Genomic DNA, 17,663 nt, shown 5'->3' with positions numbered 1-17,663 from the left:
CGCGAGTGCTCGTGAGGAAGCTCACCACGGCTCCGCAGACCTCGCCACTCGTCCGGCGGGGACGTCCACGTCAGCTGCGTCACCACCACGGTGGGCGCCAGGTCACAGCGGTCAGACGACGACGCGCAGCGCCTCCGGCACCGAGCGCAGCCGCAGTCCGGTGGTGGTGCCCAGGTGGTCGCCGTCGAGCTGCCAGCCCTGCGGCCGGGTGGCCGACAGCGTGAGCTCCGGCAGGTCGTGCCAGCGGTGCACGCCGCGGCCCCGGGCGTCCGGCTGCGCGGCCATGGTCTGCCGCAGGTGGTGCAGCATCCGCACGATGCCCACCCGGCCCATGGCGAAGACGTCCAGGCCCGTGTCGAAGGAGGCCTCGGGGCTGGGCACGATCGGCCGGGCGCCCAGGTAGGTCCACGGGCTCACGTTGGACACCAGTGCCAGGAAGAGCCCGTCGACCGGCGCCCGGCCGGGCAGCTCCAGCGTCACCGGCGGACGGCGCCGGTCGCGGCCCAGCAGGAACGCGTCGACCCCCGAGCGGACGTACAGCGCGCCGGATGAACGCCGTCCCCGCGCGCGCTGGGCCTCGACCCGGGAGATGACGTCGGCGTCGAAGCCGAGGCCGGCGGCGAAGACGAACCAGCGCGGGTCGGTCCAGCCCGCGTCGTCGGTGCCCACGGCGGGGGCTGCGGGGGAGGTGCGTGCGGACGCGGTGCCGAGCGAGACCAGCCGGGTGCGCCCGGCGCGCAGCGAGTCGAGTATCTCGCCGGTCGCCTCGACCGGGTCGCGGGAGCGCCCCAGCGCCCGGGCGAAGACGTTGGTCGACCCGCCGGGGACGACGGCCAGCATCGGCACCCGTGGCCCCGGGCCGGCCGCGAGCAGTCCGTTGGCCGCCTCGTTGACGGTGCCGTCCCCGCCGAGGGTCACCACGACGTCGATCCCGTCGGTGGTCGCCTGGGCGGCGAGCTCGCGGGCGTGGCCGCGACGCTCGGTCTCCACGACCTCGACCTGCAGTTCGCTGGACAGTGCGCGGACCAGGACGTCGCGCACCTTGCGGGTGGTGGTCGTGGCCGCCGGGTTCGCCACCAGCAGCGCACGCATGGCGTCCAACCTATCCAGCGCCGGGACCCACCCCCTCGGCGCCTCCCGGAGGGGCGTGCCGCTCCGGCCGCCCGGCGTAACCTCGGCGTCGTGCCAGGTCAGGAGCGAGACCTCCCCGGACGTCGCCGGCCGCGCGCCGAGGGCCTCCTCGGCGGAGCCGCCGAGCCCACCGCCCCCCGCCCCGCGAGGCCGGCGGCCGAGGTGCCCCCCTCGGTCCGGCGGGCCGCGCTCGTCGTGGCCGTCGAGGCCGCCGCGCTGACCGGGCTGGCGGCGGTGCTGCTCGTGTTCTCGGTGACCCGCACCCCGGACAGCCTGGGTCGCGCGCTGGCCGAGGTCGTGTTCGTCGGCCTGGCCGCGGCCGTGCTCACCGCCGGCGCGCTGGGCCTGTGGCGGCTGGCAGCCTGGGCCCGCGGCCCGGTGGTGGCCCTGCAGATCTTCCTGGGCATCTTCGGTTACACGTCGGCGTTCCAGGCAGACCGGCCGCTGATCGGCGTCCCGGTCCTGGCCCTGGTGGGCGTCGTCCTGTACCTGCTCGCCACCCCCGAGGCCCGGCTGGCCTACTCGGACGTCTGACGAAGGACCCCGCTGCCCCCCACCACTCGCGAGCTCGCGGCGGGGCCCTGCAGCGGGGCCGTCAGATCAGGTCGATGACCTCGGCGATCGAGGGCATGATCCGGCTGGGGCGGAACGGGAAGCGGCTGACGTCCTCGGCCCTGGTGGAGCCGGTGAGCACCAGCACGGTGTCCAGCCCGGCCTCGATGCCGGCCACGACGTCGGTGTCCATCCGGTCGCCGACCATGGTGGTCGACTCCGAGTGGGCCTCGATCCGGTTCATGGCGCTGCGGAACATCATCGGGTTGGGCTTGCCGACGAAGTAGGGCTCGGCACCGGTGGCCTTGGTGATCATCGCGGCGACCGAGCCGGTGGCCGGCAGCGGGCCCTCCGGCGAGGGGCCGGTGACGTCGGGGTTGGTGGCGATGAAGCGGGCGCCGGCGCCGACGAGCCGGATCGCCTGGGTGATGGCCTCGAAGGAGTAGGTGCGGGTCTCCCCGAGGACGACGTAGTCCGGCGCGGTGTCGGTGAGGGTGTAGCCGGCCTCGTGCAGCGCCGTGGTCAGCCCGGCCTCGCCGATGACGTAGGCCGAGCCGCCGGGCAGCTGGGAGGCCAGGAAGTCCGCCGTGGCCAGCGCGGAGGTCCAGATGGACTCCTCGGGCACGGTCAGGCCGCTGCGCGCCAGCCGGGCGGAGAGGTCCCGCGGGGTGAAGATCGAGTTGTTGGTCAGCACCAGGAAGCGGCGCTGGCGCTCGACCAGCCGGGCGAGGAAGTCCGCGGCGCCGGGCAGGGCGTTGCCCTCGTGCACCAGCACGCCGTCCATGTCGGTCAGCCAGCACTGGGACTCGCCGCGTTCGATGCTCACGCCGTTCTCCTCCGGGTCAGGGGTGGGTCACCGTCGGTCGGCGGCGAACCGGGTCAGTGCGTCGTCGGTCAGCCGGAAGACCGACCACCCGTCCATCGGCAGGGCGCCGGCTGCTCTGTAGAACTCGATCGACGGCGTGTTCCAGTCCAGCACCGACCACTCCAGCCGGGCGAACCCGCGGTCGACGCACTCCGCGGCCAGGGTGCGCAGCAGTTCCCGGCCCAGGCCCGTGCCGCGGTGCGCGGGGGAGACGAACAGGTCCTCGAGGTGGATGCCGTGGGTGCCGCGCCAGGTGGAGAAGGTGAGGAACCACAGCGCGAACCCGGCGACCTCGCCGTCGGGGGTCTCGGCGACGTGGCCGAACAGCGCGGGGGAGTCGCCGAACAGCGCGGTGTGCAGCTGCCCGTCGGTCATCAGCGCCTCGTGCTCGGCCCGCTCGTAGGCGGCAAGCTCGCGCACGAGCCGGCACACCGCCGGGACGTCGTCCGGGCGGACCGGCCGGACGCTCACGACAGCAGCTCCCTGACCCGGCTGGGCACCAGCCGGGTCAGCGGGCTCAGCAGCGGGATGACCAGCGGGGAGAGCAGGTAGCTGTAGGCCACCACGCAGCAGGCGACGGTGGGCACCACGACCAGCCCGACGACGACGACCAACAGGGTGAGCACCAGCCCGTAGGGGCGGCCGCTCTTGGGGCTGACCAGCGACCGGAACGAGCGGTATCGGACGTTGCTGATCATCAGCAGCGCCGGCAGCAGGACGACGATCAGCACCCACAGCCGGTCGCGGCCCTGCATGAGGTCGGCGAAGGCGTAGACGCTGGCCAGCACCACTCCGGCGGCGCCGGGGGAGGGCAGCCCGGTGAAGTACCGCTTGTCGGCCGTCGGGTCGATGGTGGTGTTGAACCGGGCCAGCCGGATCGCGGCGCAGGCGACCCACAGGAAGCAGGCGATCCAGCCGAGGGCGTCGAGCTCGTCGCGGCCGTCGGAGAACAGCGCGAACACCAGCAGCGCCGGGGCCAGGCCGAAGGAGACCAGGTCGGCGAGGGAGTCGAACTGCAGCCCGAAGGGGGAGACGGCGCCGACCAGCCGGGCCACCGCGCCGTCGGCGATGTCGAAGACGACCGACAGCGCGATGAGCGCGCACGCCAGCCGGTACTCCCCGCGGAAGGCGACCAGGATCGCGCCGAACCCGCACATCATGTTGGCGAGGGTGAAGAGGCTGGGCAGCCACGAGCGCGCCCGCCGCCGCCCGCCGCGCACCGACCCGCGGACGAACTCGACCGTGGTCGTGCGCCTGCCCGGCATCTCCCCGCCCTCAGCTGGGCCGGGACCAGCGGGCGATGACGGTCTCGCCGCCCCGCACGCGCTGCCCCTTGCTGACCAGGACCGTGCACTCCGGCGGCACGAACACGTCCATCCGGGAGCCGAACTTCATCAGCCCGATCCGCTCGCCGGTGGCCACCTGCTGGCCCGGGACGACGCGGGTGACGATCCGGCGGGCGAGCACGCCGACGAGCTGGCGGAACACGACGGTGCGGTCGCCGTCGCTGACCCACAGCTCGCTGCGCTCGTTGCGGTGTGCGCTCTCGGCCCGGTAGGCGGCCAGGAAGCTGCCGGGCGTGTAGGTCGAGGAGGTGATCCGGCCGCGGTAGGGCGCCCGGTTCACGTGCACGTCGACGACGGAGAGGAACACGCTGACCTGCTGCCAGTCGCCCTCGGGGGCCACGCCGGGCTGCGGCTCGCCGGCGACCATGACGATGCCGTCGGCCGGGGCGAGCACGTCGTCGTCGGCCGGCGCGGTCGAGTCGGCCTGCCGCTGCGGGTCGCGGAAGAACAGCGCCATGTAGGCCGTCAGCGCCAGCCACGGCCAGGCGAGCAGCCGCGCCCAGCGGACGCCGGCGGCCCGGCCGAGGGCGGCGCAGGCCGCCGCGAGGCCGAGGGGGACGGCGAGGAAGGGCCAACCGGCCCGGTCGATGCGCATGGCAGACCGAGGCTACCGGGGCGGGTCGTCGGCGCCCCGCCGACGGCCGCGCACCCTCAGGACGACGCCAGCTGCGGGGCGGCGCCGCCGTCGCTCTCCCGCGGGCGACGGGGGCCGCCGTACCAGTCCAGGCAGACCACGGTGGCGTCGTCGGCCAGCTGCCCGCCGGTGGCGCGCATGACCGCGGTGCCCAGGGAGTGCACGACCTCGCGCGGGTGCAGCCCGGCGCTCGCGGCCAGCGCGGCGGCGACGTCCAGCTCGGCGGCGTTGCGCTCCTGCATGCCGTCGGTGACGAACACGACCCGGTCGCCGGGCTCCAGGGGGAACTCCTGCAGCCGGTACTCCAGCCCCTCCTGGACGCCGAAGGGCAGGTCGATCTCCAGCGGCACCTCCTCCACCCGGCCGGCGCGCAGCCGCAGCGGCAGGGGGTGCCCGGCGTTGATGATCTGCGCCCGGTTCGTCTCCAGGTCCACCCGCAGCACCTGGCCGGTGACGAACTGGCCGGGGGCCGCGTGCTGGGCCAGGGCGGTGTTGGCGTTTCGGGTCTGCTCGGCGAGGTCGGCGCCCCGGCGGCGCTCGTTGCGCAGGCTGCCGACGAGCAGGGTGGCCAGCAGCGCGGCGCCGACCTCGTGGCCGACGGCGTCGCTGATCGAGACCTGCAGGCAGGTCCGGTCCAGGGCGTAGTCGAAGGTGTCCCCGCCCACGGTGGCCGCGGGCTCCATCCAGCCGGAGAGGGTGAACTGGCCGGCCTCGCAGGTGAAGGCCGGCGGCAGCAGGCGGCGCTGGATCTCCGCGGCCAGCGAGAACGGCGTCGTCCGCTGGCCCCACTCGAACAGGTCGGTGTGCCGGCGGTTGGCGATGATGACGTAGGCCAGCGCGTGGCCGGCGGCCCGCACGTCGGCGTGCAGCTGCGGGTCGGGCGCCGCGGGCAGCACCAGCTCCAGCAGGCCGATGGCGTCGCCGCGGTCGGTGACGGGCACGGTCATCCGCACCGCGCCCCCGTCGAGGGGCTCGACCTCGGCGTGCTGGGTGCGCAGCACGCGCTCGTGCACGGTGCCCTCCAGGGGCAGCGTCTGCGCGTGCTCGACGCCCTGGACGCGCGACCCCTCGGGCGCCCGCACCGCGGTGCCCAGCCGGACCAGGGCGTGGCCGCTGAAGTCGGCGATGAGGAAGGACACCTCGGTCGCGCCGGAGAGCTCGGCGAGCTGGTCGGCCACGGCGGTCACCGCGTCGATCGGCGGGGCGGCCTCCACCCGCTCGAGCAGGGACCGCAGGTCGAACGTCGGGCTCATGCGCCGGTCTCCAGGCTCAGGGCGTGGCCGGCACCGGGTGGAGGCGGCGGGTACGGGACTGCCGGGCCACCCCGCAGGGTCGGCCCGGCAGTCCGGTCGTGCGGTGGCCCCACCGCGCGGCGGTGGGGCCGGGGGACTCAGGCGGCTGCCTTGGTCTCCCAGAAGATGGTGTCGATCCGGGCGATGTAGTCCAGGAGCTTCTGGCCCTCGGCGGGGTCCATGCTGCCCTTGGCGCCGGCGGCGCCGGCCTGCTTGGTGGCCTTGTTGAACAGCTCGTGCAGCTCCGGGTACTTCTCGAAGTGCGGGGGCTTGAAGTAGTCGGTCCACAGCACCCACAGGTGGTGCTTGACCAGGTCGGCCCGCTGCTCCTTGATCAGGATGGCGCGGGTCCGGAAGACCGGGTCCTCGTTGGCCTGGTACTTCTCCTGGAGGGCCTTGACCGACTCGGCCTCGATGCGGGCCTGCGCGGGGTCGTAGACGCCGCAGGGGAGGTCGCAGTGCGCGGTGGCCTCGACTGCGGAGAACATGCTGGACAGACGCATGGGGGTGCCTCCGGTTTCTGGGGGGACGTTCGTCTGGGACCCTACTCGCGGTGATCACCCCCGACCCCGCGCGCGGTCCCAGCGTGCCCGCCCTGGCGACCCGGTGGGTGCTCGCCCGGGTCAGCGGCCCGTCGATGTCCCCGACGGTGCGCCACGGCGACCGTCTGCTGGTGCGCCGGCTGCGGCCGGGGGCCCCGGTCGCGCCCGGCACGGTGGTGCTCGCCCGGTTCCCCGCCCGCCCGGACCTGCTCGTGGTCAAGCGCGTGCACCACGCCGTCGAGGGCGGGCACTGGGTGCTGGGCGACAACCCCCTGGTCACCGACGACTCCCGGGCCTTCGGTACCGCCGTGGTCGTGGGTCGCGTGGTCGCCCGGCTGCGGCCCCGCCCCGGCCGGCTCCCCGCGGCACCGCCGTCCTGAGAGCTGCGTCCCGAGGCTCGCCCCGAGGGGGTGGGGTCCGCCGTCAGCCCAGGCGGGCGAGGAGCGGGTCGACCAGCTGCTGGGCGCCGGTGTTGAGGTAGAGGAACGCCAGGGTCGCGACCACGAACAGCGGCACCAGCACGGTCTTCTCCACCGTCGCCCCGGTGCGCAGGTGCACCGGCGCCAGCCGGCTGCGGCGGACCAGCCAGAGGACCGGGACCGGCACGCCCTCGCGGGTCAGCCAGTCACCGGCGATGTGGGTGAGCACCCCGACGGCCACGGCCCACGGCAGCCAGGCCGGCGCGGGGCTGTGCGCCAGCAGCAGCCACGCGCCGCCGACGGAGAGCACCAGGTTGCCGATGACGGTGTTCTCCGCCCGGCCCGGGATGACCACGTGCAGCGCGCGCAGCGCCAGCCCGATGGCCAGGGCGAGCACCACCAGGCTGGACCAGCGGTTCCAGGACGCGGCGTGGGCGAGCAGGCCGAAGGCCAGCGGCGCCAGGACGGCGTCGTGGGTGCCCCAGCGGTGCCCGCGGGCGATCGTGTTGACCAGCCCGGACGGGACGTCGGTGAGCGGGCCCCACATCCGGGAGATGGTCGAGCCCTGCTGGTCGAGGTCGGGGAGCATCGCCAGGCCGCCGACCGCGGAGACCCAGGCGACCTGGGCGACCGTGCCGTCGACCGGTGCCCAGGGCAGGGAGGCGGCACCGACGGCGAAGCCGGAGAGGGCGTGGGAGTGACCGAGCACGGACCCAGGGTCACCCGCCGGTGCGCCTCGGACCGGGAGGCGCTCCGGGGGCACTCCGGCGGGCGCTCAGCCCGGCAGGCGCTCGGCCAGCAGCTCGGCGAGGTGCCGGCCACCGGTGTCGGCGAGGTGGTCGAGCTGGGTCCGGCAGGAGAAGCCGTCGGCCAGGACGACGGCGCCGGCACCCGCGGCCCGCACGGCCGGCAGCAGGTCGTGCTCGGCGATCTGCACCGAGACGTCGTGGTGGCCGCGCTCGACGCCCCAGTTGCCGGCCAGGCCGCAGCAGCCGCCGACCCGGGTCAGCGCCGCACCGGCGCCCCGCAGCAGCCGCTCGTCGGTGGTCCAGCCCATGGTCGCGTGGTGGTGGCAGTGCGGCTGGGCGACCACCTCGGTGCCGGTGAGGTCCGGCGCCGTCCAGCCGGGGGTCGTGGTGAGCAGCTCGGCGAGCGTGCGGGTGGCGGCCTGCACCCGTCCCGCGGCCGGGTCGTCGACCAGCTCGACCACCTCACCGCGCAGCACCGCGGTGCACGAGGGCTCCAGGCCCACGATCGGCACCCCGGCGTCGGCCCAGGGCGCCAGCCGGGCCACGGTGTGGGTGAGGATGCGGCGGGCCGCGTCGAGCTGGCCGGTGGTGATCCAGGTCAGCCCGCAGCAGGTGTCGGCCGGGGGGACCTCGACCCGGTAGCCCGCGGCGTCGAGCACCCGCACGGCGGCGTCGGCGACCTGCGGGGCGAAGTGGTCGGTGAACGAGTCGACCCACAGCGCGACCACGGGCCGCCCGTCCACCGGCAGCGGCGTCCACCCGGCGCGGAAGGTGCGCGGCGCGAACGCCGGCAGGTCACGGCGCTGGTCGACCCCGGCGCCCCAGCGGGCCAGCGCGCCCCCGGCCCGGCTGCCCAGGAAGCGGCTGACCAGCCGCGGCGCCCGGGCGGCGACGTCGGCCCAGCGCGGCAGCTGCCCGAGGGCGTAGTGCGCGCGCGGGCGCAACCGGCGGCGGTAGGACTGGTGCAGCACCTCGGCCTTGTAGGTCGACATGTCGACACCGGTCGGGCAGTCGCGGGCGCAGCCCTTGCAGGACAGGCAGAGGTCCAGGGCCTCGTGCACCTCGGGGGAGCGCCAGTCGTGCACCGGCCCGCCCGGGGCGAGCATCTCCTGCAGCACCCGGGCCCGGCCGCGGGTGCTGTCCTTCTCCTCGCGGGTCGCCTGGAACGACGGGCACATGACCGCGCCGGCGTCGGTGAGGTCGGCCCGGCACTTGCCCACCCCGGTGCAGCGGTGCACGGCCGCGGACAGGTCGCCGCCGTCGTGCCGGTAGGCCAGCGCCAGCCGGGTGCGGTGCGCGGGTGCCGCGGCCACCCGCAGGTCGGCGTCGAAGGGCACCGGCCGCACGAGCACGCCGGGGTTGAGCACGTCGTCGGGGTCGAGCAGGCCCTTGACCCGGCCGAAGAGGTCGAGTGCGGCGGGGGAGTACATGACCGGCAGCAGCTCGCTGCGGGCCCGGCCGTCCCCGTGCTCCCCGGACACCGAGCCGCCGTACTCGGCCACCAGCGCCGCGGCGTCGCCGATGAAGGCCCGGTACCGGCCGCGGCCCCGGTCGGGCTCGGGGGAGTCGGGGGCGAACGGGAAGTCGATGCGCACGTGCACGCAGCCGTCGCCGAAGTGGCCGTAGGGCAGGCCCTGCAGCCCGTGGTCGACCAGCAGCGCCTCGAACCGGCGCAGGTAGGAGCCCAGCTGCTCCACCGGGACGGCGGCGTCCTCCCAGCCGGCGTGCGCGGGCCGGCCGTCGTGGGTGCGGGCGGCGAGCCCGGCGCCGTCCTCACGGATCCGCCAGATGGCCGCGGCGTGGGCGGCGTCGGTGACCACCATCGTGTCGACGGCACCGGCGTCGGCGGCGATCCGCGCGCCCCGGGCGGCGACCTCGGCCGGGTCGTCGCCGGTGATCTCCACGATCAGCCAGCCCTCGCCACGCGGCAGGTCGGGCACGACGGCGGCCGGCACGTCGTGCAGCCGCTGCACGATCCGGGAGTCCAGCCCCTCGATCGCGGTGGGGGAGTGCGGCAGCAGCGCGGGCGTGGCGTCGGCCGCCTCGGGCATCGACGGGTAGCCGAGCACGACCAGCACCCGGGCGGTGGGCTCGGGCACCAGCCGCACGGTGGCGCCCAGCGTGAGGGCGAGCGTGCCCTCGCTGCCGACGAGCGCGCGAGCCAGGTCGCGGCCGTGCTCGGGCAGCAGGTGCTCGAGCCCGTAGCCGGAGACCTGCCGGCCGAAGCGGCCCAGCTCGGTGCGCAGCAGCTCCAGGTGCGCGTCGGTGAGGTCGCGGAGCCGGTCGCCGAGCCCGCCCGCGGGCAGGCCGCCGGTGAGCGCCAGCCGCTCCCCGGCCCCGGTGACGACGTCCAGCCCCACGACGTTGTCCGAGGTCCGGCCGTAGCCCAGCGCGCGCGAGCCGCAGGCGTTGTTGCCGATCATCCCGCCGATCGTGCAGCGGTTGTGGGTGCTCGGGTCGGGACCGAACCGCAGCCCGTACGCCCCCGCCGCGGCCTGCAGCGAGGACTGGACGACGCCGGGGTCGACCACCGCCGTCCGGGTCCCGGGGTCGACGGAGTGGACGCGGGTGAGGTGCCGGCTGGTGTCGAACACGACCCCGGGGCCGACGGCGTTGCCGGCGATTGAGGTGCCCGCGCCCCGGGCGGTCACCGGGACGCCGAGCTCGCGGCACACCGCCAGGGTCGCGACGATCTCGTCCGCGTGCCGGGGCCGGACGACGGCCCGGGGCAGCACCCGGTAGAGCGAGGCGTCGCTGGAGTACAGCGCGCGGGCGAGCCCGGAGCCGTCGACGTCGACCACCCCGGCCCGGTGGAGGGCAGCGAGCAACTCGCTGTCCTCCACCGCGGCCGACCGGTCAGCGTTCGTGGTCAGTCCAGGTCGTCGACGTCGTCGGTGCCACCGCGGGCCAGCCAGGTGGCGAACCGCTCGACCGGCACCTCGAAGTCCGGGTGCTGGTCGACGAAGGCCTGCAGCTGGTCGGCCAGCCAGGCGAGGGAGACCTGCTCCTCGCCCCGCCGGCCGGCCAGCTCCTCGATGCCGCGATCAGTGAAGTACAAGGCAGCCACCCGACTGTGTGGAGTACATCGGGCGCCTCAGTCGGCGAAGGCCTGGGCGACCAGCGCGCGCTGCTCGACCTCGTGCACCTTCGCCGAGCCGACCGCCGGGCTGGCCGAGGCCTTGCGGCTGACCTTGCGGAGGGTGCGCCCGGCCGGCAGCTGCTCGGGCAGGTTGCAGGCCATGAACTGCCAGGCGCCCATGTTCGCCGGCTCCTCCTGCACCCAGACCACGTCGGTGGCGTCGGGGTAGGCCGACAGCGCCTCGGCGATCTCCTCGGCCGGCAGCGGGTAGAGCTGCTCGACCCGCAGGACGGCGGTGGTGGTGTTCTGCGCGGCCTCCCGCTGGGCGAGCAGCTCGTAGCTGACCTTGCCGCTGCACAGCAGCACCCGGCGCACCGCCGAGGGGTCCAGCGCCTTGCCGGCCAGGCCCGGGTCGGGCAGGACCGGGCGGAAGCGCTGGTCGGTGAAGTCGGCGACCGAGCTGACCGCGGCCTTGGCGCGCAGCAGCGACTTGGGCGTGAACACCACCAGCGGGCGGTGCACCTCGCTCAGCGCCTGGCGGCGCAGCAGGTGGAAGTAGTTCGCCGGCGTCGAGCAGTTGGCGACGGTCATGTTGTTCTCCGCCGACAGCTGCAGGAAGCGCTCGATGCGGCCGCTGGAGTGGTCGGGCCCCTGGCCCTCCAGCCCGTGCGGCAGCAGCATGACCACGCCGGAGCGCTGGCCCCACTTGGCCTCGCCGCTGCTGATGAACTCGTCGATCACCATCTGGGCACCGTCGACGAAGTCGCCGAACTGCGCCTCCCACAGCACCAGCGCCTTGGGGTTGGCGACGGAGTAGCCGTACTCGAAGCCGAGCGCGGCGTACTCGCTGAGCAGCGAGTCGTAGACGAAGAACTTCGCCTGGTCCGGCGTCAGGTTCGCCAGCGGGGTGTGCTCGGCGGCGTTCTCCCGGTCGATGAGGACCGAGTGGCGCTGCACGAAGGTGCCGCGCCGGGAGTCCTGGCCGGCCAGCCGCACCGGCACGCCCTGCATGAGCAGCGAGCCGAAGGCCAGCAGCTCGCCCATCGCCCAGTCGACGCCGCCCTCGCTGGTCATCGCCGAGCGGCGCTCCAGCATCTTCTGCAGCTTCGGGTGCACGGTGAAGTCCACCGGCAGCGCGACCTGCGCGTCGCCGACGGTCTTGAGCACCTCGAGGGTGACCGCGGTGTCGACCGTGGCCTGCTGCGGGGAGCGGGGGTCCATGACCGGGCCGGGGCCGGACGTGTCGCTGGCGTCGTGGGTCTCGGCGAAGGCCCGCTCCAGCTGCTCGCGGTAGTCCTTCAGCGCCTCCTCGGCCTCGGCCAGGGTGATGTCGCCCCGGCCGACCAGCGCCTCGGTGTACAGCTTCCGGACGGAGCGCTTGCGGTCGATGATGTCGTACATCAGCGGCTGGGTCATCGAGGGGTCGTCGCCCTCGTTGTGGCCCCGGCGGCGGTAGCAGACCAGGTCGATGACGACGTCCTTCTTGAACGCCTGCCGGTAGTCGACCGCCAGCTTCGCCACCCGGACGCAGGCCTCGGGGTCGTCGCCGTTCACGTGGAAGACCGGCGCACCGATCATCCGCGCGACGTCGGTGGAGTACAGGCTCGACCGCGAGTGCGCCGGGCTGGTGGTGAAGCCGACCTGGTTGTTGATGACCACGTGCACGGTGCCGCCGGTGCGGTAGCCGCGCAGTTGGGACAGGTTCAGCGTCTCCTGCACCACGCCCTGGCCGGCGAAGGCCGCGTCGCCGTGCAGCAGCACCGGGAGCACGGTGAACCCGTCGGGGCCCTTGTCCAGCATGTCCTGCTTGGCCCGCACGATGCCCTCGAGCACCGGGTTGACCGTCTCCAGGTGGCTGGGGTTGCTGGCCAGCGAGACGGCGATCGAGCGGCCGTCGTGGGAGAAGGTGCCCTCGGCGCCCAGGTGGTACTTCACGTCGCCGGAGCCCTGCACGGTGCCCGGGTCGATGTTGCCCTCGAACTCACCGAAGATCTTGGCGTAGCTCTTGCCCAGCACGTTCGCGAGCACGTTCAGCCGGCCGCGGTGGGCCATGCCGATCGCGACCTCGTCCAGGCCGTACTCGGTGGAGGCCAGCAGCACCTCGTCCAGCAGCGGGATGACCGACTCGCCGCCCTCGAGGCTGAACCGCTTCTGGCCGACGTACTTGGTCTGCAGGAAGGTCTCGAAGGCCTCGGCGGCGTTGAGCCGGCCCAGCACCCGCTTCTGCTGCTCGCGGGCGGGCTGGTCGTGCTTGACCTCGATGCGCTGCTGCAGCCAGCCACGCTCCTCGGGGTCGGTGATGTGCATGTACTCGATGCCGACGGTGCGGCAGTAGGAGTTGCGCAGCACGCCGAGGATGTCGCGCAGCAGCATCGTGCGCTCGCCGGCGAAACCGCCGACGGGGAACTGGCGGTCGAGGTCCCACAGCGTGAGCCCGTGCTGGACGATGTCCAGGTCGGGGTGGGTGCGGACCTTGAACTCCAGCGGGTCGGTGTCGGCCATCAGGTGGCCGTTGCGCCGGTAGGCCTCGATGACCTCGATGACCCGGGCTTCCTTGGCGATCTGGCCCTCGTGCGCGACCCGCTTGTCGGCGACCCAGCGGACCGGCTCGTAGGGCACCCGCAGCGAGCGGAAGACCTCGTCGTAGAAGCCGTCCTGGCCCAGCAGCAGCCCGTGCATGCGGCGCAGGAAGTCACCGGACTCCGCGCCCTGGATGACCCGGTGGTCGTAGGTGGAGGTCAGCGTGATGATCTTCGAGACGGCCATCTCGGCCAGCGCCTCGGGGCTCATCCCCTGGAACTCGGCCGGGTAGTCCATCGCACCGACGCCGACGATCGTGCCCTGGCCGGTGGTCAGCCGCGGCACCGAGTGGTTGGTGCCGATCGTGCCGGGGTTGGTCAGGCTGATCGTGGTGCCGGAGAAGTCCTCCATGGTCAGCTTGTTGGCCCGGGCCCGGCGGATGACCTCCTCGTAGGCCCCCCAGAACTCCGCGAAGTCCATCTCCTCGGCGCCCTTGATCGAGGCGACGACGAGTGAGCGCGAGCCGTCGGCCTTGGGCAGGTCGATGGCCAGGCCGAAGTTCACGTGCTCGGGCTGCACCAGGGTCGGCTTGCCGTCGACCTCGGCGAACGCGCTGTTCATGTTGGGGAAGTCGTCGAGCGCACGGACCAGCGCGTAGCCGATCAGGTGCGTGAAGGACACCTTGCCGCCGCGGGCGCGGGCCAGGTGGTTGTTGATCACGATGCGGTTGTCGACCAGGAGCTTGGCCGGCACCGCCCGCACGCTGGTGGCCGTGGGCACGGTCAGCGAGGCGTTCATGTTCTTCACGACGGCAGCGGCCGCACCGCGCAGCGGGGTGCGCTTCGGGCCGCCGTCCTCGCCGCCGGCGGCGGGCTTGGCGGCCGGCTTCGCGGCGGGCCTGGCCGGGGCGGCCGGCTGCTGCTGCGAGGCGCGCTCAGCGGCCCGGGCCACCACGGTGCCCTCGGACCGGGCGTCGGCGGTGCTCGCCCGCGAGGCCTGCGCCGGGGCGGCGGGTGCAGCCGTGGGTGCCGGCGGCGCCGCGGCGGCGGGCGCGGGGGCGGCGGGCCGGGCCGGTGCCGGGGTGGGCGCAGCGGCGGCCGGCGGTGCCGGGGGTGGGCCGGCCGGGGCCGCGGCGGCCTCGGCGGCCGGGGCTCCGGCAGCAGGGGTCTCGGCACCGTCGCCGCCGCCGGGGCGGAAGTCGGCGAAGAAGTCGTGCCACGCCTGGTCCACGCTCCGTGGATCGGCGAGGTACTGCTGGTACATCTCCTCCACCAGCCACTCGTTGGTGCCGAAGCCCGCCACCGGGTTGGCGGAGTGGGCAGGGGAGGGCTGGGGTGAGCTCACGCTTGACACAGGGTCGAGTGCCTTCTTCGTCGATGGACGTCGTTGGACCGGGTGCCGACTTTACGCCTCGGCCTCGGGCCCTGGGGTGATCATGCGTGACGTGGCGCACGTGTCACCGCTCACCGTGCCCGGCGCGCCGTCCGGCCGCGCCCTCGGCGGGGGCGGACGGCGCACCGGGGCGGCCCTCAGACGACGTCCCGGCGGACGGCGATGAGGGTGCCGAGCACGGAGAACACCAGCGCGTAGGCCAGCAGCACCAGCCCGCCCTGCCAGGCGCTGAGCAGGTCGGTCATGTCGAACGTGGCCGTCATCGCCTCGAGCGCGCCGCCGGGCAGCCACTTGTAGAAGCCCTGGGTCGCCGGGATGCTCCGGATGACGCCCTCGACGACGAACAGGTAGACCAGCGCGCCGACGATCGCGCCGACCTGGTTGCGCAGCAGCGCACCGACGCCGACCCCGATCACGGTGAAGAGGACCAGGGCCGCCCAGACGCCGCCGATCACGCGCAGGTTGTCCCCGCTGAGCGAGGGGCCCTCGCCCTTGGCGCCGGCGTACACCGACACCACGAGCACGTTCGCGGCGATGACGACCAGCGCCATCGGGACCGCGGCCAGTGCGTAGGCGACCAGCTTCGCGATCACGACCCGGCCACGGTGTGGGGTGGCCAGGAAGGTCGGCGTCGCGGTGCGGTGCCGGTACTCCTGGGTGGTCCCGATGATGCCCAGCACGATGAACAGGATGTTGGCGTTGGCGGCGACGGCCAGCGCCAGCTGCTCGTAGGCCGGGGTGCCCACCGGTGCGATGCCGCTCTCGTCGTTGCCGGCGAAGGCGGTGAAGAGGGCGGCGAAGCCGCCGACCAGCAGGCAGGAGCCCAGCAGCAGGCCGATCCACACCCGCGTGGTCAGCAGCTTGGTCCACTCGGCCTGCACCAGGCGGCCCATCACGCGGCGTCCTTCCCGGCCGGGCCGGCGGCGTACTGCTCGGAGCCGGCGGTGAGCCGGAAGTAGACCTCTTCCAGGCCGCTGGTGTGGGCGCGCAGCTCGTGCAGCTCGACCCCGCCGGTGAACGCCCGCCCGCCGATCTCGGCGGTGCTCAGCCCGCTCACGGTGAGCCCGTCCGGGACGCCGTCGGTGGGCGTGACGCCCGCGCCCGCGGCGCGCAGCAGCTCGGCCAGCGCGGCGGCCTGCGGGCTGCGCACCAGCACGTCACCGGCCCCGGCGCCGGCCCGCAGCTCGGCCATCGAGCCCTGCCGTACGAGCCGGCCGGCGCCCACGATCACCACCCGGTCGACGGTCTGCTCGACCTCCGACAGCAGGTGGCTGGACACCAGCACGGTGCGCCCCTGGTCGTGGGAGAGGTGGCGGAGGAACCCGCGCAGCCACTGGATGCCCTCGGGGTCCAGGCCGTTGGCCGGCTCGTCGAGGACCAGCACCGCGGGGTCGCCCAGCAGCGCGGTCGCCAGCCCCAGCCGCTGGCGCATGCCGAGGGAGTAGCCGCCGGCGCGGCGCCGTCCGGCCGGACCCAGGCCCACCTGGGCCAGCACCTCGTCGGCCCGGCCGGCGGGCAGGCCGGCGGCGCGGGCGTAGACGCGCAGGTGGTCGCGTCCGCTGCGGGCGGGGTGGAAGGCGGTCTCCAGCACCGCGCCGACCTGGCGCATCGGCTCGGGCAGCGCCCGGTACGGGACGCCGTTGAACGCCGTGCTGCCCCGGTCGGGGGTGATGAGCCCGAGGGCCATCCGCAGCGTCGTGGTCTTCCCGGCCCCGTTCGGGCCGAGGAAGCCGGTCACCTGCCCGGGCTCGACGGTGAAGCTGAGGTCGTCGACCGCCCTTACCTGTCCGAAGGTCTTGGTGAGGCCCTGCACGTCGACCCGGACCGGGTCGACCACGGCTTGTCTGGCGCTGCTGATCTCGTCCTCCTCGGGCGGCGCCGGCCGGTCCGGCGCCGCGGCCATCCTGGCGCAGCCGGGCCCGTGCAGGGGCGTCCCGGACCACCGCGTCGGAGATCGGCCCGACACCGGGTGCCCGGCGGTCGGCTAGGTTCGACCGCCGTGAGCGCCGTCCCGCGGAACGACCGCTGACCGAGGCCGGGTCCGGGCCGCCCCCCGGCGGCACCGACCCCCGCGAGGCCCTGGAGCAGCTGCTCCTGGGCGGGCCGCGCCGCTACACCCGGGGCCAGGTGTCCGCGCTGGCCGGGATGCCGCCCGAGCGCACCCAGCGGCTGTGGCGGGCGCTGGGCTTCGCCGACGTCGCCGAGGACGACCCCGCGTTCACCGACGCCGACGTGACCGCCCTGGCGCGGCTGTCGGCGCTGATCGACTCCGGCTTCGTCGGCGCCGGCGCGGAGGCCTCGGTTGCCCGCGCGATGGGCCAGGCGCTGGCCCGGCTGGCCGACTGGCAGACCGACATGCTCGCCGGGCAGCTGGCCGCCGCCGAGGGCGAGGACGTCGGCGCCGACGTCGTCGCGGCGACCGAGGACCTGCTGCCGCTGATGGCCGAGCTGCAGGACTACGTGTGGCGCCGGCACCTGACCGCCAACGCCGGCCGGCTGTTCGCCACCGGCCCCGGCGCGGTCGACCGGCGCGAGCTGGCCGTCGGGTTCGCCGACCTGGTGGGCTACACCTCCCGCTCGCGCGGCATGGGCGGACGCGAGCTGGGCGCGATGGTCGAGGACTTCGAGGGCCTGGCCGCCGACCTCATCGCCCGGCACCGCGGCCGGGTGGTCAAGACCGTCGGTGACGCCGTGCTCTACACCTGCACCGACCCGGTGGACGCGGTGGAGATCGCGCTGCGGCTGCCCGACGAGTGGGCCGCCCCCGACCGCCCGCCGCTGCGGGTGGGCGCGGCCTTCGGCCCGGTGCTCACCCGGCTCGGCGACGTCTACTCCCCGGTGGTGAACCTGGCCAGCCGGCTGACCTCGATCGCCCGGCCGGCCACCGTGCTGGTCGACGAGGAGCTGGCCCGCCGGCTGCGCGGGGTGCCCGCCTACCGGGTGCGGCCGCTGCGCCGGGTGTCGGTGCGCGGTTACGACCACCTGCAGCCCTGGCTGGTCCGCCGCCGGAGCGCGGGTGACGACGCCCCGGGCGTGGCCGCGCTGGAGTCCCTGCTCGACGAGATCGCCGACGACGTGCTCGACGGCCGGGACGACGCGGGCTGATCTGCGGGAACCCGTTCGCGGCGCGGACGGGCCGGTC

At 74.7% G+C, this 17,663-nt stretch carries 16 protein-coding genes; 3 read left to right on the top strand and 13 right to left on the bottom strand.

The genetic code is table 11. The annotated features are described in order from the left end of the window. Positions 1-111: 111 nt before the first annotated feature. Entirely contained in the window at positions 112-1,092 is a 981-nt protein-coding gene (locus tag O2W14_RS12265; RefSeq protein WP_269176377.1) for a diacylglycerol/lipid kinase family protein, read from the bottom strand. 90 nt (positions 1,093-1,182) lie between these two features. On the opposite strand from O2W14_RS12265, the gene O2W14_RS12260 reads away from it, so the two are divergent. Continuing rightward, positions 1,183-1,665: a hypothetical protein gene (locus O2W14_RS12260; protein ID WP_269176376.1), complete on the top strand. Its 483-nt coding sequence runs from the start codon at positions 1,183-1,185 to the stop codon at positions 1,663-1,665. A gap of 61 nt (positions 1,666-1,726) precedes the next feature. Here O2W14_RS12260 and O2W14_RS12255 read toward each other — a convergent pair whose 3' ends face one another. The 6 genes from O2W14_RS12255 to sodN all read right to left on the bottom strand — a co-directional run bounded on the left by O2W14_RS12255 (position 1,727) and on the right by sodN (position 6,323). After that, positions 1,727-2,509: an HAD-IIA family hydrolase gene (locus O2W14_RS12255; RefSeq protein ID WP_269176375.1), complete on the bottom strand. Its 783-nt coding sequence runs from the start codon at positions 2,507-2,509 to the stop codon at positions 1,727-1,729. A 27-nt stretch (positions 2,510-2,536) separates the two neighbouring features. After that, complete coding sequence (locus tag O2W14_RS12250) at positions 2,537-3,019, bottom strand: GNAT family N-acetyltransferase (RefSeq protein WP_269176374.1); 483 nt, start codon at positions 3,017-3,019, stop codon at positions 2,537-2,539. After that, on the bottom strand, positions 3,016-3,813 hold the full coding sequence (gene pssA / locus O2W14_RS12245; RefSeq protein ID WP_269176373.1) for a CDP-diacylglycerol--serine O-phosphatidyltransferase: 798 nt from the start codon (positions 3,811-3,813) through the stop codon (positions 3,016-3,018). The genes O2W14_RS12250 and pssA overlap by 4 nt, the downstream gene beginning before the upstream one ends. Positions 3,814-3,823: 10 nt before the next feature. After that, the gene (locus O2W14_RS12240; RefSeq protein ID WP_269176372.1) at positions 3,824-4,489 is read right to left on the bottom strand and encodes a phosphatidylserine decarboxylase; all 666 of its coding nucleotides are present in this window, start codon (positions 4,487-4,489) and stop codon (positions 3,824-3,826) included. Between the two features lie 56 nt (positions 4,490-4,545). Next, positions 4,546-5,781, bottom strand: coding sequence for a PP2C family protein-serine/threonine phosphatase (locus O2W14_RS12235; protein WP_269176371.1), 1,236 nt, complete (start codon positions 5,779-5,781; stop codon positions 4,546-4,548). Between the two features lie 137 nt (positions 5,782-5,918). Further along, entirely contained in the window at positions 5,919-6,323 is a 405-nt protein-coding gene (sodN, locus tag O2W14_RS12230) for a superoxide dismutase, Ni (protein WP_269176370.1), read from the bottom strand. Positions 6,324-6,373: 50 nt separating this feature from the next. On the opposite strand from sodN, the gene sodX reads away from it, so the two are divergent. Beyond that, positions 6,374-6,742 carry a nickel-type superoxide dismutase maturation protease gene (gene sodX, locus O2W14_RS12225; protein WP_269176369.1) on the top strand — a complete coding sequence of 123 codons (369 nt, stop codon included), beginning with the start codon at positions 6,374-6,376 and terminating at the stop codon, positions 6,740-6,742. Between the two features lie 43 nt (positions 6,743-6,785). Here the strand turns inward: sodX and O2W14_RS12220 are convergent, their stop codons facing one another. The 6 genes from O2W14_RS12220 to O2W14_RS12195 all read right to left on the bottom strand — a co-directional run bounded on the left by O2W14_RS12220 (position 6,786) and on the right by O2W14_RS12195 (position 16,424). Then, positions 6,786-7,490, bottom strand: coding sequence for a metal-dependent hydrolase (locus O2W14_RS12220; protein ID WP_269176368.1), 705 nt, complete (start codon positions 7,488-7,490; stop codon positions 6,786-6,788). 66 nt (positions 7,491-7,556) lie between these two features. Further along, positions 7,557-10,358, bottom strand: coding sequence for an FAD-binding and (Fe-S)-binding domain-containing protein (locus O2W14_RS12215; protein WP_269176367.1), 2,802 nt, complete (start codon positions 10,356-10,358; stop codon positions 7,557-7,559). A gap of 41 nt (positions 10,359-10,399) precedes the next feature. Further along, on the bottom strand, positions 10,400-10,588 hold the full coding sequence (locus O2W14_RS12210) for a DUF6104 family protein (RefSeq protein WP_269176366.1): 189 nt from the start codon (positions 10,586-10,588) through the stop codon (positions 10,400-10,402). A gap of 36 nt (positions 10,589-10,624) precedes the next feature. Continuing rightward, positions 10,625-14,473 (bottom strand): multifunctional oxoglutarate decarboxylase/oxoglutarate dehydrogenase thiamine pyrophosphate-binding subunit/dihydrolipoyllysine-residue succinyltransferase subunit, encoded by a 3,849-nt coding sequence (locus O2W14_RS12205; protein ID WP_269176365.1) that lies wholly within the window; start codon positions 14,471-14,473, stop codon positions 10,625-10,627. A gap of 185 nt (positions 14,474-14,658) precedes the next feature. After that, entirely contained in the window at positions 14,659-15,414 is a 756-nt protein-coding gene (locus O2W14_RS12200; protein WP_269176608.1) for an ABC transporter permease, read from the bottom strand. After that, positions 15,414-16,424 carry an ABC transporter ATP-binding protein gene (locus O2W14_RS12195; protein ID WP_269176364.1) on the bottom strand — a complete coding sequence of 337 codons (1,011 nt, stop codon included), beginning with the start codon at positions 16,422-16,424 and terminating at the stop codon, positions 15,414-15,416. Before O2W14_RS12195 ends, O2W14_RS12200 begins: the two co-directional genes overlap by 1 nt. Positions 16,425-16,648: 224 nt before the next feature. On the opposite strand from O2W14_RS12195, the gene O2W14_RS12190 reads away from it, so the two are divergent. Continuing rightward, positions 16,649-17,626 carry an adenylate/guanylate cyclase domain-containing protein gene (locus tag O2W14_RS12190; RefSeq protein WP_269176363.1) on the top strand — a complete coding sequence of 326 codons (978 nt, stop codon included), beginning with the start codon at positions 16,649-16,651 and terminating at the stop codon, positions 17,624-17,626. The last annotated feature ends 37 nt before the right edge of the window (positions 17,627-17,663 follow it).

This window comes from Modestobacter sp. VKM Ac-2986 (genome assembly GCF_026967795.1).
Classification (GTDB): Bacteria; Actinomycetota; Actinomycetes; order Mycobacteriales; family Geodermatophilaceae; genus Modestobacter.
This window is presented reverse-complemented; position numbering and strand designations above follow the sequence as displayed.

Coding starts and splice junctions, on each gene's coding strand:
- O2W14_RS12240 (WP_269176372.1), bottom strand. CDS start 4,489: ATGCGCATCGACCGGGCCGGTTGGCCCTTCCTCGCCGTCCCCCTCGGC.
- O2W14_RS12195 (WP_269176364.1), bottom strand. CDS start 16,424: ATGGCCGCGGCGCCGGACCGGCCGGCGCCGCCCGAGGAGGACGAGATC.
- O2W14_RS12200 (WP_269176608.1), bottom strand. CDS start 15,414: ATGGGCCGCCTGGTGCAGGCCGAGTGGACCAAGCTGCTGACCACGCGG.
- sodN (WP_269176370.1), bottom strand. CDS start 6,323: ATGCGTCTGTCCAGCATGTTCTCCGCAGTCGAGGCCACCGCGCACTGC.
- O2W14_RS12235 (WP_269176371.1), bottom strand. CDS start 5,781: ATGAGCCCGACGTTCGACCTGCGGTCCCTGCTCGAGCGGGTGGAGGCC.
- pssA (WP_269176373.1), bottom strand. CDS start 3,813: ATGCCGGGCAGGCGCACGACCACGGTCGAGTTCGTCCGCGGGTCGGTG.
- O2W14_RS12265 (WP_269176377.1), bottom strand. CDS start 1,092: ATGCGTGCGCTGCTGGTGGCGAACCCGGCGGCCACGACCACCACCCGC.